The organism is Roseateles sp. P5_E1 (genome assembly GCF_054049335.1).
Window position 1 is genome coordinate 248725 of record NZ_JBFUMN010000001.1, and the last position, 25581, is coordinate 274305.

A 25581-nucleotide genomic window follows, 5' to 3' on the forward strand; every position below is an offset into this window, starting at 1 on the left:
AGCCTGGGCACATCGCGAAAGCCAACACTGCAGACGGGGAGGGCATCTGAATTGGAGGCTCTCATGAGCTACAGAACTCTGGGCGTATGTGCGGCGGCCGTCGCCCTGGCGGCTTGCGGCGGTGGTGGCGGCGATGCCGGCACTCCTGTCACGACGCCCTCGAACAGCACCTCGGGCACGCTGGCTCTGAGCCTGACCGATGCGCCGGCCTGCGGCTTCGACCATGTCTATGTGACGGTGCAGAAGGTCCGCGTCAACGCCAGCGCCGACGCCGCCGAAGATGGCGCCGGCTGGACGGACCTGGTGGTGGGCCCGACACAGCGCTTTGACCTGCTGGCGCTGCAAAACGGCGTGCTCGCCAGCCTGGGCCAGGTGCCGCTCGCCGTGGGCCATTACGCGCAGCTGCGCCTGGTGCTGGCCGAGAACGGCGGCGCCACACCGCTGGCCAACTCGGTCGTTCCCACGGGCGGCAGCGAGGTCGCGCTGAAGACGCCCAGCGGCCAGCAGAGCGGCCTCAAGCTCAATGCCAGCATCGACATCGCAGCCAACCAGATGGCCGACTTCGTGCTCGACTTCGACGCCTGCAAGTCCGTCGTCACGGCTGGCAACTCGGGCCAATACCTGCTCAAGCCCGTCGTCGCCGTCGTGCCAAACCTGACCTCCGGCGTCAGCGGCTATGTGGACGCGAGCGTCGCCTATGGCGGCACCCAGGTCAGCCTGCAACAGGGCGGCGTCGTGCTCAAGGCCACCGCGCCGGACAGCAGCGGCAAGTTCGTGCTCACGCCGGTGGCACCGGGCAGCTACGACCTCGTCATCAAGTCCGCGGCCCGAGCCACCATGGTCGTGACCGGCGTGCCGGTGACGGCGAATACCGTGACGGCTGTCAGCACCAGCGTCGCGCCGCTGTCTCCCGCCCCGGCCATCGATGGCCAGGCCATGGGCACGGTGATGGTGGATGGGGTGGTCAACACGGCGGCCGTCGCGGCGACGCAGAAGCTGGCCAGCGGCGGCATCATCACCATCGCCGAGACCATGTCGGACTCGACGACCGGCGCCTTCAAGCTGACCCTGCCCGCCGCGCCGCCCTGGGTGGCGCCCTATGCCGCGCCGCCGGCCAGCCTGGTCTTTGCGGCGGACGTGACGGCCGGCCTGTCCTACTCCTTCAACGCCAGCCTCAACGGCACGGTCAAGGTCGTCGGCCCCTTGGCCGTCACCGCCGGTGGCACGCTGACGGTCAACTTCGGGTTCTAGGCTAAGGCGGGCTTGAGCAGGTCCGCGATGCCGATGCGCGCGGCAAAGTCATCGCGCACCCGCTCGGCCACCTCGGTCACCGCTGCCGCGCCGTCGTCCATGAAGTCGACGACCGAGCGGAAGGGCCGCTCGCCATGCGCCAGGCCCACGACGCGCACGACCTCGTCGGCGACGGCCTGCGGGTCGGCTTCGGGCGGCATGAGCGCGGTCAGACGCGCGCCGATCTGGTCCATCAGGCCGGCATAGCGGGCGTAGGCCGCGGCCTTGGCCTCGTCGGCCGGCTTGCCGGCGTTGGCGAAATGGTCGGTGCCGCTGGTGAAGGCGCCGGGCACGACGATGCTGGTCTCGATGCCGAAGCGGGCCAGCTCGAAGCTCATGGTCACGGCCAGCGAGTCCATGGCCGCCTTGGCCGCCGCATAGGGGCCCAGGAAGGGAGGGAAGCCGCCGCGTGTCGTCGTGCTGCCAATCCACAGCAGCAGGCCGCGCTGCTGCTCCCGCAGCACCGGCAGGGCCGCGCGGTTGACGCGCTGGGCGCCCAGCACATTGGTGTTGAAGACGGCGGTGATCTCTTCCGGCGTGTAGGCCTCGGTAGGCCCGACGACGAGATGGCCGGCGTTGTGCATGACGACGTCCAGGCGGCCCTGCTCGGCCACGATGGTGGCGACGGCCGCGTCGGCACTGCGCTGCGACAGCACGTCCAGCTCGACGACGCGCAGGTCCAGCCCGCGGGCAAAGCTCCAGTCGCGCAGCTCGCGGGCCTTGGCCGCGTTCTTGGCGGTCACGCCGCGCATGCTGGCGTAGACGGTGTGGCCGGCGGCGGCCAGGGCCAGAGCGCTCAGCTTGCCGATGCCGCTGGAGGCACCGGTGACGAGGATGACTTGTTGTTGGTTGTTCATGAAGCTGTCCTCCTTCAGACGATGCCGCCATTGACACGCACGGTCTGCCCATTGACCCAAGCGCCCTGCGGCCCGGCCAGCACGCCGACCATCGCCGCGATGTCCTCGGGTTGGCCCAGGCGCTCCAGCGGCGCCATCTTGGCCAGACGCTCGACCTGCTCGGGCGTCTTGCCGTTCAGGAACAAGTTCGTTGCCGTCGGGCCGGGTGCTACGGCGTTGACGGTGATGTTCTTGCCGCGCAGCTCCTTGGCGAGGATGTTGGTCATGGTCTCGATGGCGCTCTTGGTGGCCGCGTAGACGGCATAGCCTGGCAGGCCCAGGCCGATGACGCTGGTCGAGAAATTGATGATGCGCCCGCCCTGGCGCAGGCGCTTGGCCGCCTCGCGCATGGCCAGGAAGCTGCCCTTCACATTGATGTCGAAGAGGCGGTCGAAGGTCTCGTCGTCGGTGTCGGCCAGGTGGGGCAGCTCGTTGGCCATGGCGCCGGCGTTGTTGACGAGCACGTCCACGCCGCCGAAGGCTTCGGTGGCAGCGTCGAACAGCAGCCTGGCGGCGCCCGCGTCGGCCACGTCGGCCTGCACGGCGATGGCACGGCCGCCACGGTCCACGATCGCATCGACAACCTTTTGCGCTTCGACGGCATTGCCGGCGTAGTTGACGACCACGGCATGGCCATCGGCCGCCAGTCGCTGCGCAATGGCCGCGCCGATGCCGCGCGAGGCGCCGGTGACGATGGCGACGGGGGAAGAGGAAGAAGAAGTGGTGTTGCTCACGGGGTGCTCCAGATCGTTGGGTTGGAAGGCAGGACCGAGGAGCGGCCCTGTGAGTTCAATGTATTGTTCGATCGCTTTCGGATAAATAAGACGAACAAGACATCACAATCCAGCCCAACTAAACAATCGGAGCCAAACGGCCATGGACCGACTCGATGCGATGCGCCTCTTCGTGCGCATCGTCGACCTGGCCAGCTTCAGCAAGGCCGCCGACGAGCTGCAGCTGCCGCGCGCCTCGGTCAGCCTGGCGCTGCAGCAGCTGGAGGCGCGCCTGGGTGTGCGCCTGCTCAACCGCACGACGCGGCATGTGAGCCCGACGCTGGACGGTCAGGCCTACTACTTGCGCTGCCAGCAGATCCTGCAGGACGTCGGCGAGGCCGAGGACCTGTTCCGCACCGCCCAGCTCAAGCCGCGCGGCAAGCTGCGCGTGGACATGCAGGGCAACCAGGCCCAGCGCTTCGTGCTGCCCTACCTCGGCGACTTCCATGCCCGCTACCCCGACGTCGAGCTGGAGATCGGCCTGGGCGACCGCTTTGTCGACCTCGTGCGCGAGGGCGTGGACTGCGTGCTGCGCTCGGGCGAACCCAGGGACTCGTCCATGGTGGGCCGGCGCGTGGCCCAGCTGCGCCAGGTCACCTGCGCCAGCCGCGACTACATCGCCCGCCGCGGCCTGCCGCGCACGCTGGAGGAGTTCGCCACCCACCAGGCCGTCAACTACATCGGCAGCAGCGGCCGCGTGCTGCCCTTCGACTTCATCGTCGATGGCGAAGCGCACAGCCTGACCCTGCCCGGCCCCGTCACCGTCAGCAGCGCGACGGCCTATGGCGCCTGCTGCCTGGCCGGCCTGGGCTTCATCCAGGCGCCGCGCTACAACTTTGAGAAAGAACTGGCGAGCGGCGAACTGGTCGAGGTGTTTGCCGACTGGCGGCCGGCGCCGATGCCGGTCTATGTGCTGTATCCCCATGCCCGCCAGCTGTCGTCGCGGGTGAGGGTGTTTGTGGATTGGCTGGCGGAGAGGATGGCGGGGGCGAGCTGATGGGTTGGGTGCGCTCAAACTTGCCGTCATGCAGCCAACTCTGAAATGATGACGGGCATGCGGGTATTGCGTTGGATCTTTGGGATTGGCGGCGCGTTGATCCTCCTCATTGCGGTGAGCCTGGGTTTGTTTTTCTTTGGAAAACAAGTCGAACTAGCGACGGGAGATCACTCCGCTGAAGTCAACCGGCTCGAATCCGAGTTGCAAGTCGCGGAGGGGCAGGTTTCGCGCTGCAGGATCGACGTCGCTCGCGATCAAGACGAGGCTGTGTCGCTTTACGACGCCATCGTCCAACGGGGAGGTGACGGGAGCGAGACCCATCGCTCGCTCCTCGCACGTCACGTGGCGATTCAGGCTGACTGCACCCGGAAGTCAGACCGATTGACCGAGCTGATACGCGAGCTTGGCATTGCAAAGCTCAAGCGAGCGCGAGCTGCCGGCATGGCATGAAAGCGCCCAGCATCGCGGCCTACCTCTATAACGTCGCTGTCGTCGGCATCCGCCAGCTAGGAGAAGCGCCGCTGGCGCTCATCGTCAGCTACCCGAACCCGCCACCGACCTGAACAGCCGGATCGCCATCTCCGCCGCCGGCGCCAGCGTGCGGCCGCGCAGCCAGACGGCGTGGGCGTCCACGTAGAGATCGCCGAAGGTCTTCACGCCGCGCAGGGGCTGCAGGCCCAGTTCGATGGCCGTGGGCAGGGCGCGTGGCAGCAGCGCCAGCATGTCGCCGTCGGCCGCCAGCCGCGCCAGCGTGGTGACGTCATCGCATTCGACGACGACCGGCAGCTCGCTCGGGCTGGCGAAGCCCAGCCCCTGCGCGATATAGACGAAGAGCTGCGGCGACGTGGACACGACACCGAGCCCGAAGCGCACCAAATCCGCCGTCGTCACGTCCTTTGCGCCCAGCAGCGGGTGGTCCTCCCGAACGTACACGCCGCCGTGGATCTGGGCCACGGGCGCCATGTCCAAGCGGCTCGGGTCGGCCAGCATGCGCCGGTCGGCGACGAAGAACTCGATGGCCTCGTCGGTGAGCAAGGTCAGCAGGCTGTCGACATTGCCGTAGCGCACGCGGGCGACGACGCCCGGCGCCTGGCGGCGCAGTTCGGCCAGCAGCGGCGGCACCAGTACGGCGGCCGGCACGGGCCCCGCGCCAAAGGCCAGTTCGCCCAGCAGGCCACCGCGCAGCAGGTCGGCGTCGCGCTCCAGGCAGTCGGCGTCGAAGACCAGGCGGCGGGCGCGCTCCACCAGCGTGCGGCCGGCCGGCGTCAGCACCGCGCCGAGCGGCCCGCGCTCGAACAGGCGCAGCCCCCAATGGGCTTCGAGGGCCTGGATGCTGCGGCTGAAGGCGGCCTGGCTCAGGTGCACGCGCTCCGCCGCGGCGACGAAGCGGCCCTCGTCGGCCAGCGCGATCAGATGGGAGAGCTGGCGGAGGTTCAACCTAGATCCGGCAGTTGGGCACGTCCGAGGGGCGGACGAGGCGAGCCGCCGGCAAGGCGCGCCGACGAAGTGGGCTGATGCCCACGAGGAGAAGCAACGCCGCCTGCGGTTTGCAGCGGCCGACCAGCGGGCGTGCAGCGTTGTTCATCGAAGCGGCGAGGGTGGCAAATCGGCCAGCGTGCCGAGGTTGAAGGCATGGCGCCATGGGGAGCGGCCGACTGCCGGATCTGGGTTGCTATGCAGTGAACGCAATGAATGCCGACTAATTATGCGTTGGACGTAATGGCTGCCGGCTTTCATCCTTCGCTCCCCGGCCCGCTCAGAGGTTGGAGGAGACAAGCGCCGTGGAGTTCGATTACGTGATCGTGGGTGCCGGTTCGGCGGGCTGCGTGCTGGCCGCGCGCCTGAGCGAAGACCCCGGCGTGACGGTGGCCCTGCTGGAGACCGGCGGGCCGGACAGCAGTGTGCTCATCCACGCGCCGGCCGGCGTCGTCGCCATGGTGCCCACGCGCATCAACAACTACGCCTACCAGACCGTGCCCCAGCCCGGCCTGATGGGCCGCCGCGGCTACCAGCCGCGCGGCAAGACCCTGGGCGGCAGCAGCTCCATCAACGCCATGCTCTATGTGCGCGGCCACCGCCACGACTACGACCAATGGGCGAGCTTCGGCAACGCCGGCTGGTCGTATGACGAGGTGCTTCCCTATTTCCGCCGCGCCGAGCACAACGAGCAGTTCGGCGACTGCCCGCTGCACGGCCGTGGCGGGCCGTTGAACGTGACGCTGCCGCGCAGCGCGAGCCCCATCAACCAGACCTTCCTGGCCGCTGCGGCCTTGCAAGGCGTGCCCCATATCGGCGACTACAACGGCGCCGAGCAGTTCGGCTCTTTCGTCTACCAGGTCACGCAAGTCAATGGCGAGCGCTGCAGCGCCGCCAAGGCCTATCTGACGCCCAATTTGGGCCGCCCGAACCTCAAGGTCATCACCCACGCGCAGGCGACGAAGCTGCGCCTGGCCAATGGCCGCGCGGTGGGCGTGGACTACCGCGTCCACGGCCAATCCCGCTTCGTGCGTGCGCGCCGCGAAGTCCTGCTCAGCGCCGGCGCCTTCGGTTCGCCGCAGCTGCTGATGCTCTCGGGCATCGGGCCTGGCGCACACCTGCGGCAGACGGGTGTCGAGGTGCTGCATGACCTGCCCGGCGTCGGCCAGAACCTGCAGGACCACATCGACTATGTGCAGACCTGGCGCTGCAGCTCGGACACGCCCACCTTCGGCGTCTCGCTGCGCGGCGGCGCGCGGCTGGCGCGGGCAGTGGGCGAATGGCGGCGCCATCGCACCGGCCTGCTGACGAGCAGCATCGCCGAGTCCGGCGCCTTCCTGCGCTCCTCGGCGGATGTGACCGTGCCCGACCTGCAACTCGTCTTCGTGCTTGGCATCGTCGACGACCACGCCCGCAAGCTGCACTGGGGCCATGGCATCTCCTGCCATGTCGACGTGCTGCGGCCGCACAGCCGCGGCACGGTGGAGCTGGCCGGGCCCGACCCGCAGCTGGCACCGCGCATCGACCCACGCTTCCTCAGCGACGAGCGCGACATGCGGCTGCTGCTGAGGGGCGCCCGGTTGCAGCAGCGCCTCATCGAGTCCAAGCCTTTCGACGGCCTGCGCGGCGACATGCTCTACCCGGTGCGCGCCGACGACACCGAGGCGCTGGCCGCCGACATCCGCGCCCGTGCCGACACGCAATACCACCCGGTGGGCACCTGCCGGATGGGTCCCGTGGGCCGCGACCCGATGGCCGTTGTGGACGACAGGCTGCGCGTACACGGCATTGGTGGCCTGCGCGTCGTCGACGCCTCGGTGATGCCCACCATCGTCGGCGGCAACACCAACGCCCCCACCATCATGATCGGCGAGAAGGCCGCCGACATGATCCGCAACGACGCACGGCAATGAACCGGAGGAGACAAACAATGAAGACAACGACGACCGTCCTGATGGCGGCTCTCATGCTGGCTGGTTGCAGCCGTGAGACCGCAGCGCCCTCCGGCGATGCCAGTGCGACGACGGTGCAGGCGAACGCGCAGTTCGCACAGACTCTGCCGCTGGACGAACCCCAAGGTTTCGAGGACGCCAAGCGCGGCCTCATCGCCCGCCCCGAGGGCAAGATCCTCGCGGCCGACGGCAGCGTGCTGATCGACTTCGACGCCTTCAAGTTCGTCGACGGTGCAGCACCCCCGACCGTCAACCCCAGCCTGTGGCGCCACGCCAAGCTCAATGCGCAGGCGGGCCTCTTCAAGGTGGTTGACGGCGTCTACCAGCTGCGCGGCTTCGACATCGGCAACATGACGCTGATCGAGGGCAAGACCGGCTGGATCGTCATCGACGCGCTGACCTGCCGCGAGACCGCCACAGCGGCGCTGGCTTTCGCGCGCCAGCATCTCGGCAACAAACCCGTCACGGCGCTGCTGTTCTCGCACAGCCACATCGACCATTTCGGCGGCGCCCTGGGCGTGCTGACGCCCGAGCAGGTGAAGGCCGGCGTGCCCGTCATCGCTTCCGCCGGCTTCATGGAAGAAGCGACCAGCGAGAACGTCCTCGTCGGCGCCGCGATGGGCCGCCGCTCGGCCTTCCAGTTCGGCAAGAACCTGGAGCGCTCGGCCAGGGGCCTGGTCGACACCGGCCTGGGCAAGGCCGTGGGCTACGGCACCTTCGGCGTGCTGGTGCCCACCGACCTCATCACCCAGCCCACCGAGGAGCGCGTGCTGGACGGCGTGCGCATCGTCTTCCACAACGTGCCGGGCGCCGAAGCCCCGGCGGAGATGACCTTCTCGGTGCCGTCGCTCAAGCTTTACGGCGGCGCCGAGAACCTGGCGCAGACCATGCACAACCTGCTACCGGTGCGCGGCGCCAAGGTGCGCGACGCGCTGCGCTGGGCTGGCTACATGCAGGGTGCGCTGGACCAGCTCGGCGACGCCGAGGTCTATGTCGGCCAGCACAACTGGCCGATCTGGGGGCATGAGCGCATCGCCGACTTCATCACCAAGCACCGCGATGTCTACAAATACACCCACGACCAGACCGTGCGACTCATCAACGCCGGCCTGACGCCCGCCGAGATCGCCGACCAGATCCGCCTGCCCAAGTCCCTGCAGAGCCACTTCGGCGCCCGCGGCTACTACGGCGACCTGCGCCACAACGTCAAGGCCGTCTACCAGTTCTACCTCGGCGCCTACGACGGCAACCCGGCCCACCTCGACCCGCTGCCACCGGTGGACGTGGCCAGGCGCTATGTGGCCCTGGCCGGCGGCGCCGACAAGGCCGTGGCCGCCGCGCAGACGGCGTTCGACCAGGGCGACTACCGCTGGACGGCCGAGCTGCTGAACCATGTCGTGTTTGCCGATGCCGGCAACAAGGCGGCGCGCGAGCTGCTGGCGCGCGCCTACGACCAGCTCGGCTACGTGGCCGAGGCTTCCACCTGGCGCAACAGCTACCTGACCGCGGCCGCTGAGCTGCGCGGTGGCGCGCCCAAGCAGGGTGTCAACCGCGCGGCGTTTGTCGACATGCTGGCCCAGACGCCCATCGAGCGCTTCCTCGAAGCGATGGCCGCCGGCCTCAACGGCCCGGCCGCCGAGGGCAAGGACTTCAAGATCAACCTCGTGCTGACCGACACCAAGGAGAGCTACGTGCTGTGGATCGAGAACGCCGTGCTGCACCACCGCCGCGCCGAACCGGCGGCGGATGCCAACGCGACGCTGGCGCTGACCCAGGGCTTCTTCGTTCGGATGATGGCCGGCACGGCCGGCGCCAAGGACCTGCTGATGTCGGACGACGTCAAGGTGACCGGCAGCAAGATCGACCTCGGGCGCTTCCTGAGCTTGATGGACAAGGCGACGGGCACCTTCCCCATCGTCAGCCGTTGACATCTCGCGAGCCGGCGGCAGACTCGCCGGACATGCAAGCCAATCGCTCCATCCCAGCCGCCGTCGTCCTGCCCGAGCTGGCCTATCCCGACGTCAGTGCCGCGGCCGACTGGCTGGCCCGCGCCTTCGGGTTTTCGGAGAGGCTGCGCATCGCCGACCACCGCGTGCAGATGAGCGTGCCGGGCGGTGGCGCCCTCATCGTCATTCAGGGCGAGGTGTCGGCAGCGGGCTGTGCCTCGCACTCGGTCATGGTGCGTGTGGAGGATGTAGACGCCCATCATGCCCGGGCGGTGGCGGCCGGCGCCGATGCGGGGGGCACGCCGACGACCTATCCTTTTGGCGAACGCCAGTACGGCGTGCGGGACTTCGCCGGCCACCACTGGGTGTTCACGCAGAGCGTGGCCGATGTCGACCCGGCGAGCTGGGGTGGCCGGCTGCATGCAGAATCGGCCACTCCTCCCCACGGATTGGAAGACTCGTGAAACGCACCTTCCCTGCCCTGATCCTTGCCGGTCTGTTGAGCGTCACCTCCGCGATGGCGGCCGATGAGGCCCCTTCCACGCTCGACAAGATCGAAGGCGCCGTGGCGCGTGGCGCCCAGGCTGCGGCCAGCGGGGTTGCGCGTGGCGTGCACGCGGCGGCCAGCGGCATTGAGCGCGGCGCCAAGGCGACGGTGCGTGGCGTGGAAAAGGGTGCCAGTGCGGCCGCCCGTGGAGTCTCGCGCGGCGTGGACGCCGCGGCCGGTGGTGTCAAGCGCGGTGCCGACGCAACCAGCAATGCCGTGCGCAAGACCGCGAACAAGGTCGAAGGCAGCGACGCCGCGCCGGCCTCCAGCGCGTCAAACTAATCCTGCGGCCAGGGCATCGCCTTGGGCATCTTGGCGGGGTCTTCGGGCGCCACCGGCTTGGCGTTCTTGCGCGCCGGCGCGTCCGCTTCGCGCCACCACGGCGTCACTGGCTCGCCCTTCGCGGGCTCCACGGCTTCACCCAGACGGGGCATCAGCAGCTGGGCGTCCTGCTTGGGGCCCAGCTCCAGCAGCGTCTCGGCCGGCTGGTCCCAGTCATGCAGGGCCAGCGAGAAGGTGCCCCAGTGCACCGGCAGGAAGGCGCCGCCGCCGAGCAGCTGATAGGCCTTCAACGCGTTCTCCGGCCCCAGGTGGATGTCGCCCCAGGACGGGTGGAAGGCACCGACTTCCAGCATGACCAGATCAAACGGCCCGAAGCGCTCGCGGATGGCCGCGTACTCGGTCGTCAGCCCCGTGTCGCCGCTGAAGAACACGCGATGCTTCGGCGTCTCGATGACGATGGACGACCACAGCGTCGCATTCCGGTCGGTCAGCGACCGGCCCGAGAAGTGCTGCGACGGCGCCGCGTGGATGCGCAACTCGGCGCCCGGCGCCTGCCAGTGCTCCCACCAGTCCAGCTCGACGATGCGCTCGGGCGGCACGCCCCAGGCCTCCAGGTGGGCGCCAACACCCAGTGAGGTGATGAAGGGCACCTCCTGCAGCTTCACCAGCTCTTTGACGGTGCCCATGTCCAGGTGGTCGTAGTGGTCATGGGAAATGACGACGGCGTCGAGCTTGGGCAGCGCCTTCAACGCCAGCGGCACGGGCTGGAAACGCTTTGGTCCCGCCAGCTGCGTAGGCGAGGCGCGCTTGCCCCAGACGGGGTCGGTCAGCACGCGCAGCCCGTCGATCTCGATCATCACCGTCGAGTGGCCCAGCCAGGTGGCGCGCAGGCCGGTGTCGGTGGGCTTGAGCCAGGCGTCCAGCGGGTTGACCGAGGGCAGGGTGCCGGCGGGTGTGCGGCGGCCGTCGGCGCAGATGAAGTCACCCAGCGATGGCCGCTCGGTCCGGTCACGCAAACCCGGCTGGATGGGGTGGACGTTGCGAAAGCCCTCGCCCGCCTCCGTGGCCAGGTAGCGCGGCGAGGCCCGCATTCGTTCGAGACGGGGGCCGGTGGCGCGTTTGCCGAGGGATTTCATAGCGGCGGGTGTTGGAGCAGACCTGCCGAGGTGGCGCCGCATCGCCGGCTTTCAAGGCCGTGGGCGGCGCGGGCCTTAAGGCATTGGCTGTCGCCGGGCTGCACACTGCGGCAGGTGCTGGAGCGCTGGGCATAGATGGCGCAGGCCACGTCGCCGCCCACCGCACCGCGCAGCGCGACGCAGCGCACCGGCCGCGCCTCGGTGCCGGCCATGCAGCGGTGCAGCGAACCGACCGGTCGCGTCAGCGCCACCGGCACCGTGCCGCCCGGCGCGTCGTCGGCCTCGGCCCAGTAGAAGGACACGCGGAAAACGGCGCAGCAGGCGCCGCAGCGCTGGCAGTCGAAGTCCTCGTCCATCGCTTGGGGTCAGGTCTCGGCGATGGCAGCGATGGACACCTTCAGTCCCGGCACGCGAGCCGGCAGCTTGGCGCCCTGGCGGGCCGGCGGGTCGACCGGGAACCAGCGCAGGTATTCCTCGTTCATGCCCGCGAAGTCGTCCTCGTCGGCCAACACGATGGTGACGCTGACGATCCTGTCCATCGAGCTGCCCGCGGCGTCGAGGATGGCGGCGATGTTGGTCAGGCACTGGCGGGTCTGTTCCTGCACCGTGGTGCCGACGAACTGGCCGGTCTCGGGGTCGGTCGGGGCCGTGCCGGACACAAAGACCAGCCCTGCCGCCTTGACGGCCTGGCTGTAGACCGGCGGCGGCTTGGCCGCCTTGGGCGTGTAGACGATGTTGCGAGGCACGGAGTCTCCTTGTGTCAGACCGGCTGATGCTTGGTGCCGGCACCCATCGTGATAAAAAACATGCGGCTGGGCCGGAACACCTTGGCGGTGTGCCACACGCCGCGCGGCACGACGACGGCGCCGCGGTCGGTGATGCGCTGCGACGTCAGCTCGCCCTCGGCCGTCTCCATGTGGAATTCGATGTCGCCGTCCAGCAGATAGACGAATTCCTCGCCGTGGGGGTGCATCTCCCAGCTGCCCCAGTCGGCGTCGCAGAGGAATTCGGACACCAGCCAGTCCTTACCCAGCGCGTCCAGGGCTTCCTGCGGCTGGGCCCAGAACGCGCGGCCGCCGGTTTCCTGGCGGATGCCGCCGGCAGCGTCGAGCAGGGCATAGGTTTCGTCGGGCAAGAACTTCATCAAGGCGACCTCCTGGCGCTGATTGTGCGGGTCGTCTGTGCAACATGCCGCAACCGGGTGGCTTGAAAAGTGTGGGGGTGGCGGCATGTGGGACGCATGCCTTCCGTCATCAAGCTCGCTGTCCCCGCCGAACTGCTGTCCCTCGTGCGCCTGGCCCAGTTGCTGCAGGCGCTTGAAGGCCAGGGCCATGCGGCGGACCCCCACCAATACCAGCTCCTCGTGCAGAAGCTAGGCGTCGAGTTGCGCGAGCACCAGGGCCACCCGGTGCTCGCTAGCCTGCTCGACCACTTCCCCGCGGCGGCCGAGGTCTACGAGAACCTGCAATACGGCCACGCCGGCCTGGTGCGTGCGCCTCTGGAGATGTCGCTCAGCTCGGAGCTGGCGACGCGCAGCCTGCTGGACCGCATCCGCGGCGGCTGACGCCAGCGCTGTTTCAGCTGCTGCTGACCTCGGCCTCGAACAGATAGCCGGCCAGCGCGCGCTCTACGGCCGCGACGGCGTCCGTGCTCGCGGCTGGCAGCGTCACCGCGACTCGCATGCCGCGCCGCCCGCCCTCACGCACCTGCACCTGCGCGTCGGCATGGCCGAGCTGTTCGCGCACGAGTTGCGTCACCAGCCGGGACGCGGCGTCGCAGCGCAGCTGCGGCTTGTAAATCTTGCCCACCGAGGTCAGCGGGATGGCGTCGATGACGTGGATGCGCTTGGGCCAGGCCGGCCGCTCGCCGATCAGCGCCTGGGCATGGGCGTGAAGTTCGTCCTCGCTCACCTGGGCACCGGGGCGCAGCGCCACATAGCAGACCGGCAGCTCGCCGGCATAGCCGTCGGGCATGCCGACGGCTGCGGCCAGCGCGACGGCGGGATGCTCGGCCAGCGCGTTCTCAATCATCAAGGGGTCGATGTTGTGGCCGCTGCGGATGATGAGGTCCTTGGCGCGGCCGGCAATGTGCAGGCGGCCGGTGCCGTCCACGTAGCCAAGGTCGCCGCTGTTGAGGAGCCCGTCCTCGAAGATGCCGGCGTTGTGCTCGGGGTTGCGGTAGCCCGGCGAGACGTGCGGGCCTTCTACGGTGATGACGCCGATCTCGCCGTCATCGCAGGCCTCGCCGAGCCGGCCGTCGGCCTGCAGCCGGCGTACCACTACGCGCGTGTAGGGCAGCGCCCAGCCCACCGAGCCGACGCCGCCCGGGCCGCCCACCGCGTCGATGGCGATCAGGCCCGAGGCCTCGGTCATGCCGTAGACCTCGTACAGGCCGCGGCCGGTGACCTGGCGGAAGCGCTCGCCCACCGCCAGTGGCAGCGAGGCCGCGCCGCAGAAGCCCGCGCGTACGGCGCTGATGTCGGCCCCGTCCAGCGGCGACTCGAGCACGGCGCCCACCGAGGTTGGCACCGCGCCCGCCAGCGTCACGCCGTGCTGTGCCACCAGCCGCCAGAAGCCCTGCACCATGGCCGGGTTGCGCAGGCCCGAGGGCGACATGATGATCAGGCTCACGCCCGCCATGAAGGCGCTGAGCGCGCAGAAGATGGTGCCGCCGACGTGAAAGAGCGGCAGCGTCGCCGTGAGGATGTCGGTGGGCCGCAGGTCGGCCAGCACCGCACCGCCCAGCGCCGCCACCAGCTGGCTGCGGTGGGTGTGGGCCACGAGGCGCGGCGTGCCGGTGGTACCGCCGGTGTGGAAGTAGGCCGCCACGTCGGCGTCGCGGCCCGGGTTGTCGAAGACGAGGCGGTCGGCCGGCTGCGCCGCCAGCGCCGCGGGCAGGTCGATCACGCCGTCCTCGGCCGGCGTACCGGGCGGGGCGACGCGCACCAGGATCAGCCCGGGCAGCTGCTCGCGCAGGGCCAGCGCCTTCTGCCAGATGTCCAGCACCGGGTGCGGCCCCAGCGCCACGAGCACCCGCGCGCCTGAGGCCTTGAGCAGTGCGGCGATGTGCTCGGGCTGCAACAGGAAGTTGATCGGTACCGCGTAGCCGGCCGTCTCGGCACCCCACAGCGTGGCGTGGGTCTCGATCAGGCTGGGCAGCATGTAGGCCACGCCGGGGCGCGGGCCGGCCAGCGTGTGGAAGAGGTTGGCGGCGCGCCGCACCAGTCCCAGCAGCTCGCGGTAATTGACGCGCCGCGGCGTCTCGTCGGGCGCGCCGGTCATCAGCTGCGTCAGCGCCGCGCGCTCGGGCCAGCATTCGGCGGCGTTGGCGAGCACGTCCAGCACGCTGCGCTCGGGCAGGCGCGCGTCCAGCGGCATCTCGCCCTCGAAACGGCGCAGGTCGTCGAGGGTGCGGATCGGGGTCACCGGCAGTTGGGCCATGCGCGTTGCTCCAGGCAATGAGACCGGCCGACGCTACCGGATCGGCCTGCGGCGGGGAACGGCAAACACCCGCGGCGACCTGATCAACCCTAGCCGCGCCTCAACCCGATCTCGAACACGACGCCGTCGCCCACATTGCGCGCCGCGATGCTGCCGCCCATCTTGGCCAGATAGGTCTTGGCGACGAACAGCCCCTGGCCGCGCCTGACGCCGTCTTCCGGTTCCGCGTCGCTGACGCCGTAGTCGAAGATGCGCGCGAGCAGGTCCGCCGCAATCTGCGCGCCCCGGTTGTGGACGTCCACGAGCGCCAGCTCGCCTTCGGTGCGCAGCGTCAGCGTGATGGGCGTGCCGGCGACGCGGTAGCGGTCGGCATTTGTCAGCACGTGAGTGATGGCGTCTTCGAGCGGATATTCGTCGGCCTGCACCCAGGCCTGCACCCAGGCCGGCTCGCCCGGCGCGTAGGCCACGTCGGCAATGCCGGCGTAGGCCGCGTTCTCGGCCACCTGGCGCAGGAAGGCGTCCAGGTCCAGGCGCCCCACGGCCAGTGTCGCGGCGGCCAGGGCTTCGCTCGGTGAGGCCTGGCCGTAAAGCACCTTGACGGCCTGCTGCATGCGCTGCACATAGCGCCGGCTCGGGTCGGCCTCGCCCGCATGCAGCAGCATCAGCGACTGCAGCGGCGACATGATCTCGTGGCCCACCGCATGCCACTGGTCGTGCTCGCGCTCGGCGCGCAGCTGCTCGCGGCGCAGGCTGTCGCGGGCGTGCTGCAGCAGGTCTGACAGGCTGCCGGCCAGGATGCCCAGCTCGTCGCGCCCGCGCAGGTCGGCCACGTCCAGCGTGCCGAGCTCGAAGCGCTCGGGCGACTGCAGCTGGTGCGACAGCGCCGCGGCGCGCTTCGTCAGCATCGCGACGCGGCGGATCAGGCCCATCTCGATGATGAGCCAGGCCAGCGCAATCGCCGCCAGCATCGCGCCGACGGGCCAGGCCAGGCGGGCTGCGCTGGCGCTCAAAGACCGGTCCAATCCTTGCAGGTCACCGCTCAGCGTGATGTCGAAGCGGCCTGCCGGTGTCGTCACGCTGTCCCGGGCCTGCAGCGTTCGCGGCGTGGCCGGCGCGGGCAGGTGCTGGATCAGGGTCGTCAGCCAGGGCGAGGGCGGCGTACCGGTCTCGTCGGCGCCCTGCAGCAGGGCGATGACGTTGCTGCCGCGGGTTATCTTCAGGGTCTCGCCGGGCGCCAGCGTGCCGGACAGCCGCGCCAGCGACAGCGGCGCTTGAGCTGCGGCACTGCTGCTGTCGAACAGCACGGTGCCACCGGGGCCGAGCAGGGCCAGGCGCAGGCCGGTGCGGGACAGGTCCGCCGGCGGCCATTGCGGGCCGCCGGGGCGGAACAGCGCCTCGCGAAAGGCCTCGACCGGCAGGCGGATGGAGACCGTCGTGCGGCGCGGGCAGGGCTCGGCCGTGCTCAGGCAGGGACCCTCGCGCCAGACCCAGCCACGGAAGTCGCGTTGCGGCCGGGCCTTGTGCGGCAGCGTCGCGGTGTTGCCGGCCTCGTTGACCGTGAAGCCGGGCAGCTGGCCGCGCTGCGCGTCCAGCATCTCGACGGGAGCCAGCCAGTGCTGCTCGGCGCCATCGCGCTTCAGGCTGATGCGCACGCGGTGCACGTCGACCAGGTCCAGCGTGCCGCGCTCGCGCGACACCAGCGGCGGTGCGTCCAGCCCGGCCACGAGGTAGACGAAGCCGCCCGCATAGGCATTGCTGCCCACCGCCGTGCACAGGCTGGCGCCGCCCGGGTATTGCAGCGCGCAGCCCGCCATCTCGACGGCTCGCTGCGCCTTGGTGGCGTCGTCAAAGTCGATGGCCGCAAAAGGCAGCAGCAGCGGCGCGACCCAGCCGGCCTCGACCTGGGCCGGCTCGGGGTTCATCAGCGCCAGCTGGCCGGAGGGGTGGCGCAACTGGGCGACGATTTCGGCCAGCGACTTGGCGAAGGTCTGCTCATAGCGCTGGGCGTTGCGCTGACGCTCTTCGTTGAGCAAGGCCAGCGCCAGCGCCAGCGTGGCCAGGGCGAGCGCGATGAAAACAAGGTGAAAGACGATGCGGTTGCGAAAGGCCGCGACGCCCAGGCGCGGCATGTCGGGCAGCTCCACCCGACCGAGTTTCATCCGCCGGGCGTCCAGCGAAAGCCGCGCATGGGGATGTTCTCGATGCCGTCAAACGTCGGGTCCACGTCCCTGAACGCATCGCGAATGGTCGCCACGTGCTTCCTCACGTTGTCGCGATTGCGGCCGCTCTTGACGACGTCGAACAGCTCCTCGTAGCTGACCACCTCGCCGGCGCGAGCGTGCAGGGTCGCGAGGATGCGTTGGGCCGTCAGCGGCAGGTTGATGCGCTGGCCGCGCCAGATCGGCGTGCGCTGTTTGAGTGGGTCGAGCTGCAGGCTACTGTCCTCGGGCTTGGCAGCGGCCTTGGCGGGTTCCTTCGGCCGCGCGGTGCGCAGGATGTCGAGGAAGGTTTCGATGAACTCGGCCTCGTCGAAGGTCGTCTTCTGCAGGTAGTCCCAGGCGTCCAGCGCCTTCATGATGCTGCGGTAGATGGCCGCCGGCATGGCAGACACGACCAGCACCGGCGTGCCCAGGCCCTGCTTGTTGATCTCGTTGATCAGCGCCACGCCGGCGTTGCGCTCGCGGCCCAGTTCGATGTCCAGCACGACGAGGTCGTAGCGCTCGCGCAGCAGGGCCGCTTCCGCCGAGTCGCGGTCCAACCATTGGTCGACGGTCAGCTCGGGGCGGGCGGCGCGAATCCAGCCGGCCAGCTGCTCGCTGGTGGTGGGATCGTCTTCGATGACGGCGATGCGGGGCATGCGGTGATTATGTGGAGGCCTGCACAGCCGGTCGCGGAAGGATTCTTCCGCTTGGCCGCCATGGCTTAGACGTGGCGGATCCAGGCCTTCAGCACTGCCTGCAGCGCAGGCAGCCTGGCGGCGAAATCTGCGGCAGACGCGAACTCGACCTGCGCGCGGTCCTTGCCCAGCCATTTCAGCAGGCCGGTGGGGTCTGCGATCTGCAGGCCACCTTCGGGCAACTCGCGAGCCTTGGCGCCCAGGTGCAGGATCAGGCCCAGGCCGGTCTTGCTGCGCAAATGGGTGGTGGCGAAGTAGTCGCTCGTGCGCCAACTCGGCGCATTCCATTTGATGCCTTCGGTGATGGACGGGTCCACGGCGAGGATGGCCCGGCGCAGTGCCTCGATCTCTGGCTTGAAGGGGTGATCGAGGGTCGCCATGAACTGGTCCACGGCGGCGGTGGTGTCGGTGGCGGTCAGCTTGGGCATGGCGGGATTCTCGGCAAAGCGAGCCCCGCTGCCGGATCGCATTACATCCAGACGTTGTGGGGAAGGTAATGCCGCAGCTCTTCGCAACGCTTTTCAACTTCGGCTTCAAGCTTTTCGACGATGCGTCTCATGTGACGCAGTTCAGCTTGTCTAAAAGGGGTTCGCGTGGCGCGGCATATGCCTCCGTCGCCGTCGGGAAAAACCTCGATCGACATATCTAGGACGTCCGCATCTGAATGCGCAACCTCATGGTTGCGAATGTTGAGGAGTGCGTCGTGAGACCTTCTTTCAACCGCGGTTAGAACCCGAAGACAGGATCCGGGGACGGCCTTCTCAGCGACTGATTGACCTCGTGAAGTTATGAAGGGCCGTGCATAGGTGACAACGAGAGCAGTTGTCAGTGCTTGCAGCAGCGGGCTCGGCTTCTTGCTGCGCGGCAAAGGGATTTTTTGGCGAATCAATTCGTCGACGGTTTCCCGCGTTTCCTCTAGATCGATTCGAGTGAGCCACAACCTTCGATACAGGCGCAGGTGGGACTCTTGCTCGGCGGAAAGAGAAGTTTCGGACTGGCGAAGCATTTGTCGACCCTTTTGAGCGCACCGCAGAATCGGCGGTTCATCGAACCACCATCCAGCCCCATGATCACCTGCTACCTGCGCTACGTCATCGACCCCAACAAGCTGCAAGAGTTCGAGCACTACGGCAAGCTCTGGCTGCCCCTGGTTGCGAAGTTCGGCGGCACGCACCATGGCTACTTCCTGCCGTCCGAAGGGGCCAACAACATTGCCTTGGCTCTGTTCTCTTTTCCGTCTCTGGCGGCCTATGAGGACTACCGCAACCGCTCGCTTCAAGACCCGGAATGCCAGGCCGCTTTCGCGTATGCGAAGGAGACGCAGTGCTTCCTGAGCTATGAGCGCAGTTTCTTCAGGCCAGTCTTTGCGGGCAATGCCTGACCGTCCCTGAATTGGCTGACCGGAGGTGGCGCTAGCCTGGCGTCCGTCCTATGCTCGACGCCCGGCCAGCCTCCCGCGTGACCGGCACGAGCGAAAGGACTGCATATGCTGAACAGCGCTCCCGTCACGACCATGCTGCCTGTGGCCGACATGGCCCGGGCCCGGGCCTTCTACGAGGGTCGCCTGGGCCTGGTGCCCGGTGGCCTGAAGCCGGACGGCAAATTCGTCTACAACGTGGCAGGCAGCACGCTGGCGCTCTTCCCCAAGCCAGGCGGCACCAAGGCCGACCACACGGCCATCAGCTTCAAGGTGGACGACATCGCCACCAGCATCGCCGAGCTCCAGCGCGCCGGTGTCGTGTTCGAGGACTACGACTACCCGGACTTCAAGACCGTCGACCACGTCTGCGTTCTCGGCTCCGAGAAGGCGGCGTGGTTCAAGGACACGGAGGGCAATTACCTCTGCATCCACGAGGATCTGGCTTAGCCGCCAATCACGCCACAGCCCATGCGTGCACCGCCGCCGCCCAGCGGCATGGGGTGGTCCGAATGGTTGTCACCACCGGCATGCACCATCAGCGCGTGGTTCCTGACGTCGGCCAACTTGAGTCGCGGCCCGAGCACCGGGGAGACGGCGGTGCCGTCGGCGCCCACATACAGCGGCGGCAGGTCGCCCAGGTGGCCGTCGCCCCAGGGCTCGCCATGCTTCTTCGTGCCCTGCGGGTCGAGGTGGCCGCCGGCAGCGCCGGCCGGCACCGTGGCGCCATTGCTCTCGGCGGGCGCGCACGAGGGCTTTTCATGGACGTGAAAGCCATGCAGGCCGGGCGGCAGGCCCTTCAGCTGCGGGTAAAAGGCCAGGCCATAGGGCGTCTCCACAATACGCACGGTGCCCAGGGCGGCGCCGTCGCCCTGCTTTTCGGCCAGGCTGAGGGACACGGTGGTTTCGGCGGCCACGGCCAGCGAGCTGGCAAGCAGGCAGGCACCGGCGATGAACAGGCTTCTCATGAGATCTCCTTGGTAGGTTGCCAAGCGTAGGCACTGGCTCACGGCGTTTGAATATGACATGTACCCGCTTGGCGGTACACGTCGTCTGCATTGAGGGGATGACCCACAAATGTGGATGCTGACATGTCCGGAAGATTCCTTCCATGACGTCGGAAGACACCCACCGCGCGACGCTCTCGTCCCTTCCCGCATGACCGGGAACCATGGCCGCCATGCATCGAACACCGATGCACATCGCCCAAGGAACCCTCACCATGCTGCAACGCCTCAAGACCCTCACTGCTTCCCTGCGCCATGCCTTCAGCCGCGGAGCCGGCCGTGGCTTGGAGGCGACATCCGCTGCCGCGCCCACCGTCGCGCGCTCACTGCGCCGCGCCCTGCCGCCGCTGCTCATCCTGACGGCCGTGACCGGTGTTGGCTATGCGGTCATCACCCACCCGCCCTTGCAGGCCGTGCCCCATGGCCAGGCGGCGCTGCGCACCAACCAGTTCAGCGGCGGCACCAGCGAGTTCCGCGACGGCAGCTACGTGCGCATCCCCGGTCTGCACGAGGTGCGTCTGTTCCCGCTGCGCGACCAGAGCTACCACCCCGCCGCCATCGCCCGGGCCGGCGGCCCGGCGCCGCTGCAGGCGGTGGAAGGCCTGTCCTTGGGCCTGGACATGAATGTGCGCTGGGCGGTCGACACGACCCGCCTGGCCGAGCTGTCGCGCAAGCTGCCCGACGACATCGAAGCCGACGTCATCGCGCCGGCCGTGCAGGCCGTCGTCTACAAGCAGATCGCCAAGCGGACCGTGCGCGAGATCTTCTCCAGCCAGCGCGCCGAGATCGCCGCGGCGCTGGAAGCCGAACTGCGCGCCAGGCTGGCGAGCGACGGCATCGTGCTCAAGGGCGTGCAGATCGGCTCCGTGGACCTGCCGCCCGACTACCGCCGCGGCATGGACAGCCTGCTGGCCGACAGCTTGGCCAGTGAACGCATGCGCTACACGCTGGAGATCGCCGACAAGAAGGTCAAGGAGACCGAGCTGACCGCGGCCGCCGACAAGGTGCGCCGCGAGACCGCCGCCGAGGCCGCTGGGCGCGAGCAGATCATTGCTGCCAAGGCCCAGGAAGAGGCCATGAAGCACGTGCTGCCCTTCAAGCAAAAGCAGATCGAGCAGCGCGCCCTCGAAGCGCAAGCCGATAGCGCCGCGCGCATCCAGCAGGCCGAAGGCCAGGCCAAGGCGCGCCGCATCGAGGTTGATGCCGAGGCCTCTGCACGCCAGAAGCTGGCCGATGCCGAGGCCTACCGCCTGGGCCAAGTGGGCAAGGCCAATGCCAGCCAGATGGCCGCGGAAGGCGCGTTGCTGACCAAGCACCCGCTGCTGGTGCAGAAGGCCATGGTCGACAAGCTGTCGGACAAGGTGCAGGTCATCATCGCGCCGCCCGGATCGGGCGGCTTCATCGGCAGCGCGCTGCTGGGCGGCACCTCGGCTCACCCGCGGGCTGCTGAAGCCACCACGGAGAAGGAGTAAGCCATCATGCGTCGCATTGCGCTGATCGTCGTCGCCTCCGCCGTCGCGGCCGTCGTCATGACCAAGGCTGAAGCCGCGCCTTCTGCCGAACTGCCCGCCTTCCCGCGCGCCGGCCTGGTGGTGCAGGACGCGCCACTGCGCGGTGCGCCGCGCGACACCGCCTCGCTGCAGGCCCAGATGGCGCGCGGCGAGGCGCTGGAGATCCGCGCCGAGCGCGGCGACCACTGGCAGGTCTGGGACTACCGCCGCGAGCGTGGTGGCTGGTTGCGCAAGGGCCAGGTGCTCGTGGTGCCGCGTGGGGAGGGCGCCAGCGCCGAACTCCTCGCCCAGCTTCGACTTGCCCGCCAGCAATGGGGCACCGAAGGCCTCGGCCTGGGCTTGACCGCGGCCTATGTGCAGCTGGCCACGCCGGCCGAGTTCGCCGGTCCCGGCGGCGCCGAGGCGTTGGAGGCGATGGGCACCTTTGCCGAGCGCATCGCCGACCGCGCATCGCAGCCGGCCGCCAAGCCGACCGAGGGCCAATTGGCCGCGCAGATGGAGGTGGCAGCCCGCTATGGCCTGAAGTTCGAGTCCTTCGACGTGGAAGAGGGGCGGGTGCAGGTCTGCTATGACGGCGAGGCCTTCCGCCGCCTGCTCGTCACCGCCGCCACGCCCGAGCAGCGCATGCGTGCGGTGTTGGCGATCACGCGGCCCGACTGCCTGAACCCGCGTGCCACGCCGCGTGAGGCCGAGGCGCGTGACCAGTGGCGCCAGCAGGTGCTGGCCCAGGTGGATGCGGCCGGCCTGCCCGCCTACTGGAAGAACCGCCTGCTGATGCGCCGCGCTTCGGTCGCTGCCAGCCTGGCTTTCGCGCAGGCCCGCCGCGGCGCCGGTGGCGAAGCCAGGCCGGCCCTGGCCGAGTTCGCCGGCATCGTGCCCACCGAGCTGACCGAGGACGACCAGGCCGCCTATGCCGACGCCGCCATGCGCGTGAACGCGGCGCGCTGGCTGGGCACGGGTACTTCAGCACGTGACTTTGGCGCCGTGCAGCTCGCGCTGCAGCCCGGTGCGGACGGCGAGCGCTGCGTGGAGTTGAAGGACGGCGGCAAGCTTGCCGCGCGCCGCTGCAGCTATGGCCAGATCGCGCTGGCCTCGGCCTCGCTGAACCGCGAGGGCCGTGCCCTGACGCTGGCGGCCCAGCCGCTGGACGGCTGGCGTGAGCTGTGGGTGTTCCTGAAGGAGCCGGGCAGGAACGGCGGCTGGCGCATCGAAGTGATGCCACCGGCGCCGGCCCAGCCGGGCCTGGGCGTGGCCGAGTTTGCCGGCTGGGTGCCAGGCGGCGCGCAGATGCTGCTGGCCCGCGAGTTCCGCGCCGAGGGCAAGTACCGCCGCAGCTTCGAGGTCGTGTCGCTCAGCAACCTGGCGACCGAACGCCAGTCCAGCGAGCCGGCATTGATGGGCGCTTTCCAGCGCTGGGCCGACCCCGCCTGGCGGGGCAGCTCGCCGATGCGGCGTTGAGCGCGAAACCTCGCTGGCTCCTCGGCTGTGGTTCATGCCGCCGTTCAACCCAACTGCCAGGAATGAGATCCGACAGGCGCCAGAATGCCGGCCTGTTGCCACGGACTGCGGAACCCGACCATGCCCCAGATGCTGCTCATCGTCGAACCCACGGGCCAGCGCGCCGAACGCGGCCGCGTTGCCGGCGAGGCTGTCTACCAGCGCATGCTGGACTTCACCGCCGAACTCAAGGAGACCGGCCTGCTGCTGGGCACCAACTCCCTGGGCACGGCGGCCAAGCGCTATGCCAAGCGCGGCAGCGACGCCCAGATATGGGATGGCCCGTTTGCCGAGGCCAAGGAGATGGTGGGCGGCTATTTCCTCCTCGACACCGAAGACCCCGCCGTCGCCATGGCCTGGGCCGAGCGGTGCCCGGCAGCGGAATGGGCCACCGTGGAGATCCGCGGCGTCGGGCCTTGCTATATGTAGGCCTCCCGTTCAGCGCCGCCGCCGCGCCAGTGCCGCCAGGCCACCGACCATCAGCGCCCAGGTTGTGGGCTCGGGCACGGCCGCGGTGATGGCATCGAGCTCCACCACGCGTGGCCCGGAAGCGCCGAAGAAGCTGGTGGCCTGCGTGAACTCAGCGCGGAAGTGGCTGGCCGTGACCGGCGCAAAGCTGTCGCCGAGCAGCAGGTGCTGGTCCACGTACAGCGCGAGCGTGTCGACGCTGGACACGGCCACCCAGGCGCCGCCGATCTCGACCGACAACGTGAAATGCGCGAAGGACCGCGCGCCGTTGCCCTCGTCGGCCGCGGCCTGCAGCTGCCAGCCGAGCAGCGTGATGGATGCAGGCGTCGTCCATTCGATGACGTGCACGGTGCCGGCGGGCAGGAGGTCGGGAAAGATGGTGTTGAAACGCTCGCCCGAAAACGGGCTGTTCTCGCCCGCGTCGTCACCGAACATGCCCGGCCCGTTGCCCGGCAGCCCCGGGTTGGCGATGAACTGCGTGACCGTGCTGCCCTGGCTGACGTCCCAGGCGTCGGTGGAGGACTCCGCTTGCGCGGCCTGCGTCAGGCCCGCGGCGAGCAGGCTGGCGACCAACGTGCCCCAGGCGAGGCTGCGCAGTCTGCGATGAGGAAGATATTGGCTCATGGGATGCTCCGATCGGAAAAGACAAATTCAGTGTCGTCAGCCACCGTCTGGGCACCGTCTCGGTGGCAGCGCGCCGCCGAGCGGGCGACGGTGGAGATGCCGCGGCATCGGCCCCTGTTACGCCCGGGCGGTTGCGCGGCGCCGGTGCAAGGCGAGCAGCATGCCGAGCCCGCCGAGCATGGCCGCCCAGGCCGCCGGCTCGGGCACGGCGGCGATGCGCAGGCTCAAGTCCACCGTGTCGCCGTTGAAGGCCCCGTCGGCGCCGAAACCGACGGCGAAGTCCAGGTGGTCGCCGGCCGCGAGCACGATGGTCTGCGAGAACGACGACCCGGGGTGGGACGCGTCGAGCGCGACGGCGTGCAGCGCCAGCTGGTTCCTCAACACGTGGACGTCGGTCACGCCGACGTCGTCGCGCGTGAAGGTGGCCTCGACGCGGAAGCTGCCCGCCTGCGGTGCCGTCCATCGCACGATGCTGAGCCGGCCGTCATTGCCCGGGTGCAAGCCCAGCTCGCCGGGCAGGACGGCGCCGCTGCCATAGTCGATGGCGGCGGCGGTGCCGTTGTGGAACACCAGCGGGTACATGCCGGGAAAGGTGAGCCCGCCGGCATTCCAGCTGCTGGCGCCGTAGAACACCGTGCCGGGCGTGCCATAGGCCTCGAAACTGCCGCCCAACGTCGCCGTCGAGCCATAGGCCCACGGCCCTGTGGGGTTGGCCGCGCTGGAGAAGTCGGCCGCGGCATCGAACATCTGGGCCGAGGCCAGCAGCGGCGCCACTGCCAGTGTGGCGAGGGCCACGGCGCGAGGAAGACGGGTGCAGCGCAGGGAGAAGGGGTTCATCGCAGGGGCTTGGATCGTGGAGATGCCATCAATGTGCCGGGTCACCGTCTCCGCTCCGTCTCCAAGGTCCTGGCGGACTAGGTAATTTCCCTAGGCGTGTCGATTCGGGCCCATCTGCATCGTCGTGCAAGTGAAGGCCGCGAAAGCCGCCGCCTCGTCACCAGGAGACCCGCCATGCGATTCATGATCCAAGTCCGCGCCCGAGCCACCAGCGAGCGCGGCGACCCGCCCGGCCCCGAATACGCCAAGCTGTTCGAGGAGATGGGCGCCTTTCACGAGGAGATGGCGCGCGCCGGCGTGCTGCTCGACGGTGCCGGCCTGCGGCCCAGCCGCGACGGCTGGCGCCAGCGCTACGGCAAGGACGGCAGCCGCACCATCATCGACGGCCCCTTCGCCGAGACCAAGGAGCTGATCGCCGGCTACACGCTGATCCAGGTGCGCTCCATCGAGGAGGCCCGTGCCTGGGCCAGCCGCTTCCCGCAGCCCTTCCTGAGCGAGGACTGCGAGATCGAGGTGCGGCGGCTCTATGAAGACGCCGATTTCGCCCCCGGCGGCGACATGGCCATCCGTGCCGAATGAGGAGCGCACC

The 25581-nt window shown here is 69.2% G+C and carries 29 protein-coding genes; 14 read left to right on the forward strand and 15 right to left on the reverse strand.

The features are described from left to right. The first annotated feature begins 63 nt into the window (after nucleotides 1–63). Nucleotides 64–1251 (forward strand): DUF4382 domain-containing protein, encoded by a 1188-nt coding sequence (locus ACXJKJ_RS01245; protein WP_457388661.1) that lies wholly within the window; start codon nucleotides 64–66, stop codon nucleotides 1249–1251. Here ACXJKJ_RS01245 and ACXJKJ_RS01250 read toward each other — a convergent pair. Together ACXJKJ_RS01250 and ACXJKJ_RS01255 are read right to left on the reverse strand one after the other, a co-directional pair. Continuing rightward, complete coding sequence (locus ACXJKJ_RS01250) at nucleotides 1248–2147, reverse strand: SDR family NAD(P)-dependent oxidoreductase (RefSeq protein WP_457388663.1); 900 nt, start codon at nucleotides 2145–2147, stop codon at nucleotides 1248–1250. The two genes, ACXJKJ_RS01245 and ACXJKJ_RS01250, sit on opposite strands and share 4 nt — an antisense overlap. 14 nt (nucleotides 2148–2161) lie before the next feature. After that, a complete protein-coding gene (locus tag ACXJKJ_RS01255) occupies nucleotides 2162–2920 on the reverse strand; it encodes an SDR family oxidoreductase (RefSeq protein ID WP_457388665.1) in 759 nt (252 codons plus the stop codon). Between the two features lie 142 nt (nucleotides 2921–3062). On the opposite strand from ACXJKJ_RS01255, the gene ACXJKJ_RS01260 reads away from it, so the two are divergent. Then, nucleotides 3063–3956, forward strand: a complete 894-nt coding sequence (locus tag ACXJKJ_RS01260; RefSeq protein WP_457388667.1) for a LysR substrate-binding domain-containing protein — start codon at nucleotides 3063–3065, stop codon at nucleotides 3954–3956. A 45-nt stretch (nucleotides 3957–4001) separates the two neighbouring features. Next, on the forward strand, nucleotides 4002–4406 hold the full coding sequence (locus ACXJKJ_RS01265) for a hypothetical protein (RefSeq protein WP_457388669.1): 405 nt from the start codon (nucleotides 4002–4004) through the stop codon (nucleotides 4404–4406). A gap of 84 nt (nucleotides 4407–4490) precedes the next feature. On the opposite strand, the gene ACXJKJ_RS01270 is transcribed toward ACXJKJ_RS01265, so the two are convergent. After that, nucleotides 4491–5393: a LysR family transcriptional regulator gene (locus ACXJKJ_RS01270; protein ID WP_457388671.1), complete on the reverse strand. Its 903-nt coding sequence runs from the start codon at nucleotides 5391–5393 to the stop codon at nucleotides 4491–4493. Nucleotides 5394–5737: 344 nt separating this feature from the next. On the opposite strand from ACXJKJ_RS01270, the gene ACXJKJ_RS01275 reads away from it, so the two are divergent. From ACXJKJ_RS01275 to ACXJKJ_RS01290, 4 genes are read left to right on the forward strand one after another with little or no spacing between them, the layout of a single operon-like run. Next, entirely contained in the window at nucleotides 5738–7345 is a 1608-nt protein-coding gene (locus tag ACXJKJ_RS01275) for a GMC family oxidoreductase (RefSeq protein WP_457388673.1), read from the forward strand. A 17-nt stretch (nucleotides 7346–7362) separates the two neighbouring features. Then, a complete protein-coding gene (locus ACXJKJ_RS01280) occupies nucleotides 7363–9312 on the forward strand; it encodes an alkyl/aryl-sulfatase (RefSeq protein ID WP_457388675.1) in 1950 nt (649 codons plus the stop codon). 32 nt (nucleotides 9313–9344) lie between these two features. Further along, nucleotides 9345–9794, forward strand: coding sequence for a VOC family protein (locus ACXJKJ_RS01285; protein ID WP_457388677.1), 450 nt, complete (start codon nucleotides 9345–9347; stop codon nucleotides 9792–9794). Then, a complete protein-coding gene (locus ACXJKJ_RS01290) occupies nucleotides 9791–10159 on the forward strand; it encodes a hypothetical protein (RefSeq protein ID WP_457388679.1) in 369 nt (122 codons plus the stop codon). The genes ACXJKJ_RS01285 and ACXJKJ_RS01290 overlap by 4 nt, the downstream gene beginning before the upstream one ends. On the opposite strand, the gene ACXJKJ_RS01295 is transcribed toward ACXJKJ_RS01290, so the two are convergent. Genes ACXJKJ_RS01295 through ACXJKJ_RS01310 form a run of 4 tightly spaced genes read right to left on the reverse strand, consistent with a single transcriptional unit; the run spans nucleotide 10156 to nucleotide 12439 of the window. Continuing rightward, nucleotides 10156–11295 (reverse strand): MBL fold metallo-hydrolase, encoded by a 1140-nt coding sequence (locus ACXJKJ_RS01295; protein WP_457388680.1) that lies wholly within the window; start codon nucleotides 11293–11295, stop codon nucleotides 10156–10158. The genes ACXJKJ_RS01290 and ACXJKJ_RS01295 overlap by 4 nt on opposite strands. Further along, entirely contained in the window at nucleotides 11292–11651 is a 360-nt protein-coding gene (locus ACXJKJ_RS01300; RefSeq protein ID WP_457388682.1) for a YkgJ family cysteine cluster protein, read from the reverse strand. Before ACXJKJ_RS01300 ends, ACXJKJ_RS01295 begins: the two co-directional genes overlap by 4 nt. 9 nt (nucleotides 11652–11660) lie before the next feature. Beyond that, the gene (locus ACXJKJ_RS01305) at nucleotides 11661–12041 is read right to left on the reverse strand and encodes a RidA family protein (RefSeq protein WP_457388684.1); all 381 of its coding nucleotides are present in this window, start codon (nucleotides 12039–12041) and stop codon (nucleotides 11661–11663) included. A gap of 14 nt (nucleotides 12042–12055) precedes the next feature. Then, on the reverse strand, nucleotides 12056–12439 hold the full coding sequence (locus ACXJKJ_RS01310) for a cupin domain-containing protein (RefSeq protein WP_457388686.1): 384 nt from the start codon (nucleotides 12437–12439) through the stop codon (nucleotides 12056–12058). 96 nt (nucleotides 12440–12535) lie between these two features. Between ACXJKJ_RS01310 and ACXJKJ_RS01315 the strand changes: the two genes are divergently transcribed. After that, nucleotides 12536–12859, forward strand: a complete 324-nt coding sequence (locus ACXJKJ_RS01315) for a hypothetical protein (RefSeq protein ID WP_457388688.1) — start codon at nucleotides 12536–12538, stop codon at nucleotides 12857–12859. A gap of 13 nt (nucleotides 12860–12872) precedes the next feature. Here ACXJKJ_RS01315 and ACXJKJ_RS01320 read toward each other — a convergent pair whose 3' ends face one another. The 5 genes from ACXJKJ_RS01320 to ACXJKJ_RS01340 form a co-directional block, all read right to left on the reverse strand. Then, the gene (locus ACXJKJ_RS01320) at nucleotides 12873–14735 is read right to left on the reverse strand and encodes an AMP-binding protein (protein ID WP_457388690.1); all 1863 of its coding nucleotides are present in this window, start codon (nucleotides 14733–14735) and stop codon (nucleotides 12873–12875) included. Nucleotides 14736–14824: 89 nt separating this feature from the next. After that, nucleotides 14825–16894, reverse strand: a complete 2070-nt coding sequence (locus ACXJKJ_RS01325) for a sensor histidine kinase (RefSeq protein WP_457388692.1) — start codon at nucleotides 16892–16894, stop codon at nucleotides 14825–14827. Further along, a complete protein-coding gene (locus ACXJKJ_RS01330) occupies nucleotides 16891–17592 on the reverse strand; it encodes a response regulator transcription factor (protein ID WP_457388693.1) in 702 nt (233 codons plus the stop codon). Before ACXJKJ_RS01330 ends, ACXJKJ_RS01325 begins: the two co-directional genes overlap by 4 nt. 65 nt (nucleotides 17593–17657) lie before the next feature. Beyond that, a complete protein-coding gene (locus tag ACXJKJ_RS01335) occupies nucleotides 17658–18059 on the reverse strand; it encodes a DUF1801 domain-containing protein (RefSeq protein WP_457388695.1) in 402 nt (133 codons plus the stop codon). 41 nt (nucleotides 18060–18100) lie between these two features. Next, nucleotides 18101–18637, reverse strand: a complete 537-nt coding sequence (locus tag ACXJKJ_RS01340) for a hypothetical protein (protein ID WP_457388697.1) — start codon at nucleotides 18635–18637, stop codon at nucleotides 18101–18103. Nucleotides 18638–18697: 60 nt separating this feature from the next. Here ACXJKJ_RS01340 and ACXJKJ_RS01345 point away from each other — a divergent pair, with 60 nt between their 5' ends. Both ACXJKJ_RS01345 and ACXJKJ_RS01350 read left to right on the forward strand, forming a co-directional pair. Further along, a complete protein-coding gene (locus tag ACXJKJ_RS01345) occupies nucleotides 18698–19012 on the forward strand; it encodes an NIPSNAP family protein (protein ID WP_457388699.1) in 315 nt (104 codons plus the stop codon). Nucleotides 19013–19117: 105 nt separating this feature from the next. Beyond that, entirely contained in the window at nucleotides 19118–19498 is a 381-nt protein-coding gene (locus tag ACXJKJ_RS01350) for a VOC family protein (RefSeq protein WP_457388701.1), read from the forward strand. Here ACXJKJ_RS01350 and sodC read toward each other — a convergent pair. Further along, nucleotides 19495–20016: a superoxide dismutase [Cu-Zn] SodC gene (gene sodC, locus ACXJKJ_RS01355; RefSeq protein WP_457388702.1), complete on the reverse strand. Its 522-nt coding sequence runs from the start codon at nucleotides 20014–20016 to the stop codon at nucleotides 19495–19497. The two genes, ACXJKJ_RS01350 and sodC, sit on opposite strands and share 4 nt — an antisense overlap. Before the next feature lie 254 nt (nucleotides 20017–20270). On the opposite strand from sodC, the gene ACXJKJ_RS01360 reads away from it, so the two are divergent. From ACXJKJ_RS01360 to ACXJKJ_RS01370, 3 genes are all read left to right on the forward strand, one after another. After that, nucleotides 20271–21527, forward strand: a complete 1257-nt coding sequence (locus tag ACXJKJ_RS01360; protein WP_457388704.1) for an SPFH domain-containing protein — start codon at nucleotides 20271–20273, stop codon at nucleotides 21525–21527. A 6-nt stretch (nucleotides 21528–21533) separates the two neighbouring features. Beyond that, nucleotides 21534–23024, forward strand: coding sequence for a hypothetical protein (locus ACXJKJ_RS01365; RefSeq protein WP_457388706.1), 1491 nt, complete (start codon nucleotides 21534–21536; stop codon nucleotides 23022–23024). Nucleotides 23025–23144: 120 nt separating this feature from the next. Further along, a complete protein-coding gene (locus ACXJKJ_RS01370; protein WP_457388708.1) occupies nucleotides 23145–23492 on the forward strand; it encodes a YciI family protein in 348 nt (115 codons plus the stop codon). A 9-nt stretch (nucleotides 23493–23501) separates the two neighbouring features. Here ACXJKJ_RS01370 and ACXJKJ_RS01375 read toward each other — a convergent pair whose 3' ends face one another. Both ACXJKJ_RS01375 and ACXJKJ_RS01380 read right to left on the reverse strand, forming a co-directional pair. After that, on the reverse strand, nucleotides 23502–24155 hold the full coding sequence (locus ACXJKJ_RS01375; protein WP_457388709.1) for a PEP-CTERM sorting domain-containing protein: 654 nt from the start codon (nucleotides 24153–24155) through the stop codon (nucleotides 23502–23504). 117 nt (nucleotides 24156–24272) lie between these two features. Then, entirely contained in the window at nucleotides 24273–24992 is a 720-nt protein-coding gene (locus ACXJKJ_RS01380) for a PEP-CTERM sorting domain-containing protein (RefSeq protein ID WP_457388711.1), read from the reverse strand. A gap of 174 nt (nucleotides 24993–25166) precedes the next feature. On the opposite strand from ACXJKJ_RS01380, the gene ACXJKJ_RS01385 reads away from it, so the two are divergent. Then, nucleotides 25167–25571 carry a YciI family protein gene (locus ACXJKJ_RS01385; RefSeq protein WP_457388712.1) on the forward strand — a complete coding sequence of 135 codons (405 nt, stop codon included), beginning with the start codon at nucleotides 25167–25169 and terminating at the stop codon, nucleotides 25569–25571. Nucleotides 25572–25581: the final 10 nt, after the last annotated feature.

Coding starts and splice junctions, on each gene's coding strand:
- ACXJKJ_RS01295 (WP_457388680.1), bottom strand. CDS start 11,295: ATGAAATCCCTCGGCAAACGCGCCACCGGCCCCCGTCTCGAACGAATG.
- ACXJKJ_RS01380 (WP_457388711.1), bottom strand. CDS start 24,992: ATGAACCCCTTCTCCCTGCGCTGCACCCGTCTTCCTCGCGCCGTGGCC.
- ACXJKJ_RS01265 (WP_457388669.1), top strand. CDS start 4,002: ATGATGACGGGCATGCGGGTATTGCGTTGGATCTTTGGGATTGGCGGC.
- ACXJKJ_RS01310 (WP_457388686.1), bottom strand. CDS start 12,439: ATGAAGTTCTTGCCCGACGAAACCTATGCCCTGCTCGACGCTGCCGGC.
- ACXJKJ_RS01315 (WP_457388688.1), top strand. CDS start 12,536: ATGCCTTCCGTCATCAAGCTCGCTGTCCCCGCCGAACTGCTGTCCCTC.
- ACXJKJ_RS01340 (WP_457388697.1), bottom strand. CDS start 18,637: ATGCTTCGCCAGTCCGAAACTTCTCTTTCCGCCGAGCAAGAGTCCCAC.
- ACXJKJ_RS01285 (WP_457388677.1), top strand. CDS start 9,345: ATGCAAGCCAATCGCTCCATCCCAGCCGCCGTCGTCCTGCCCGAGCTG.
- ACXJKJ_RS01250 (WP_457388663.1), bottom strand. CDS start 2,147: ATGAACAACCAACAACAAGTCATCCTCGTCACCGGTGCCTCCAGCGGC.
- ACXJKJ_RS01350 (WP_457388701.1), top strand. CDS start 19,118: ATGCTGAACAGCGCTCCCGTCACGACCATGCTGCCTGTGGCCGACATG.
- ACXJKJ_RS01335 (WP_457388695.1), bottom strand. CDS start 18,059: ATGCCCAAGCTGACCGCCACCGACACCACCGCCGCCGTGGACCAGTTC.
- ACXJKJ_RS01280 (WP_457388675.1), top strand. CDS start 7,363: ATGAAGACAACGACGACCGTCCTGATGGCGGCTCTCATGCTGGCTGGT.
- ACXJKJ_RS01360 (WP_457388704.1), top strand. CDS start 20,271: ATGCTGCAACGCCTCAAGACCCTCACTGCTTCCCTGCGCCATGCCTTC.
- ACXJKJ_RS01260 (WP_457388667.1), top strand. CDS start 3,063: ATGGACCGACTCGATGCGATGCGCCTCTTCGTGCGCATCGTCGACCTG.
- ACXJKJ_RS01365 (WP_457388706.1), top strand. CDS start 21,534: ATGCGTCGCATTGCGCTGATCGTCGTCGCCTCCGCCGTCGCGGCCGTC.
- ACXJKJ_RS01375 (WP_457388709.1), bottom strand. CDS start 24,155: ATGAGCCAATATCTTCCTCATCGCAGACTGCGCAGCCTCGCCTGGGGC.
- ACXJKJ_RS01370 (WP_457388708.1), top strand. CDS start 23,145: ATGCCCCAGATGCTGCTCATCGTCGAACCCACGGGCCAGCGCGCCGAA.
- ACXJKJ_RS01330 (WP_457388693.1), bottom strand. CDS start 17,592: ATGCCCCGCATCGCCGTCATCGAAGACGATCCCACCACCAGCGAGCAG.
- ACXJKJ_RS01325 (WP_457388692.1), bottom strand. CDS start 16,894: ATGAAACTCGGTCGGGTGGAGCTGCCCGACATGCCGCGCCTGGGCGTC.
- ACXJKJ_RS01320 (WP_457388690.1), bottom strand. CDS start 14,735: ATGGCCCAACTGCCGGTGACCCCGATCCGCACCCTCGACGACCTGCGC.
- sodC (WP_457388702.1), bottom strand. CDS start 20,016: ATGAGAAGCCTGTTCATCGCCGGTGCCTGCCTGCTTGCCAGCTCGCTG.
- ACXJKJ_RS01345 (WP_457388699.1), top strand. CDS start 18,698: ATGATCACCTGCTACCTGCGCTACGTCATCGACCCCAACAAGCTGCAA.
- ACXJKJ_RS01245 (WP_457388661.1), top strand. CDS start 64: ATGAGCTACAGAACTCTGGGCGTATGTGCGGCGGCCGTCGCCCTGGCG.
- ACXJKJ_RS01385 (WP_457388712.1), top strand. CDS start 25,167: ATGCGATTCATGATCCAAGTCCGCGCCCGAGCCACCAGCGAGCGCGGC.
- ACXJKJ_RS01300 (WP_457388682.1), bottom strand. CDS start 11,651: ATGGACGAGGACTTCGACTGCCAGCGCTGCGGCGCCTGCTGCGCCGTT.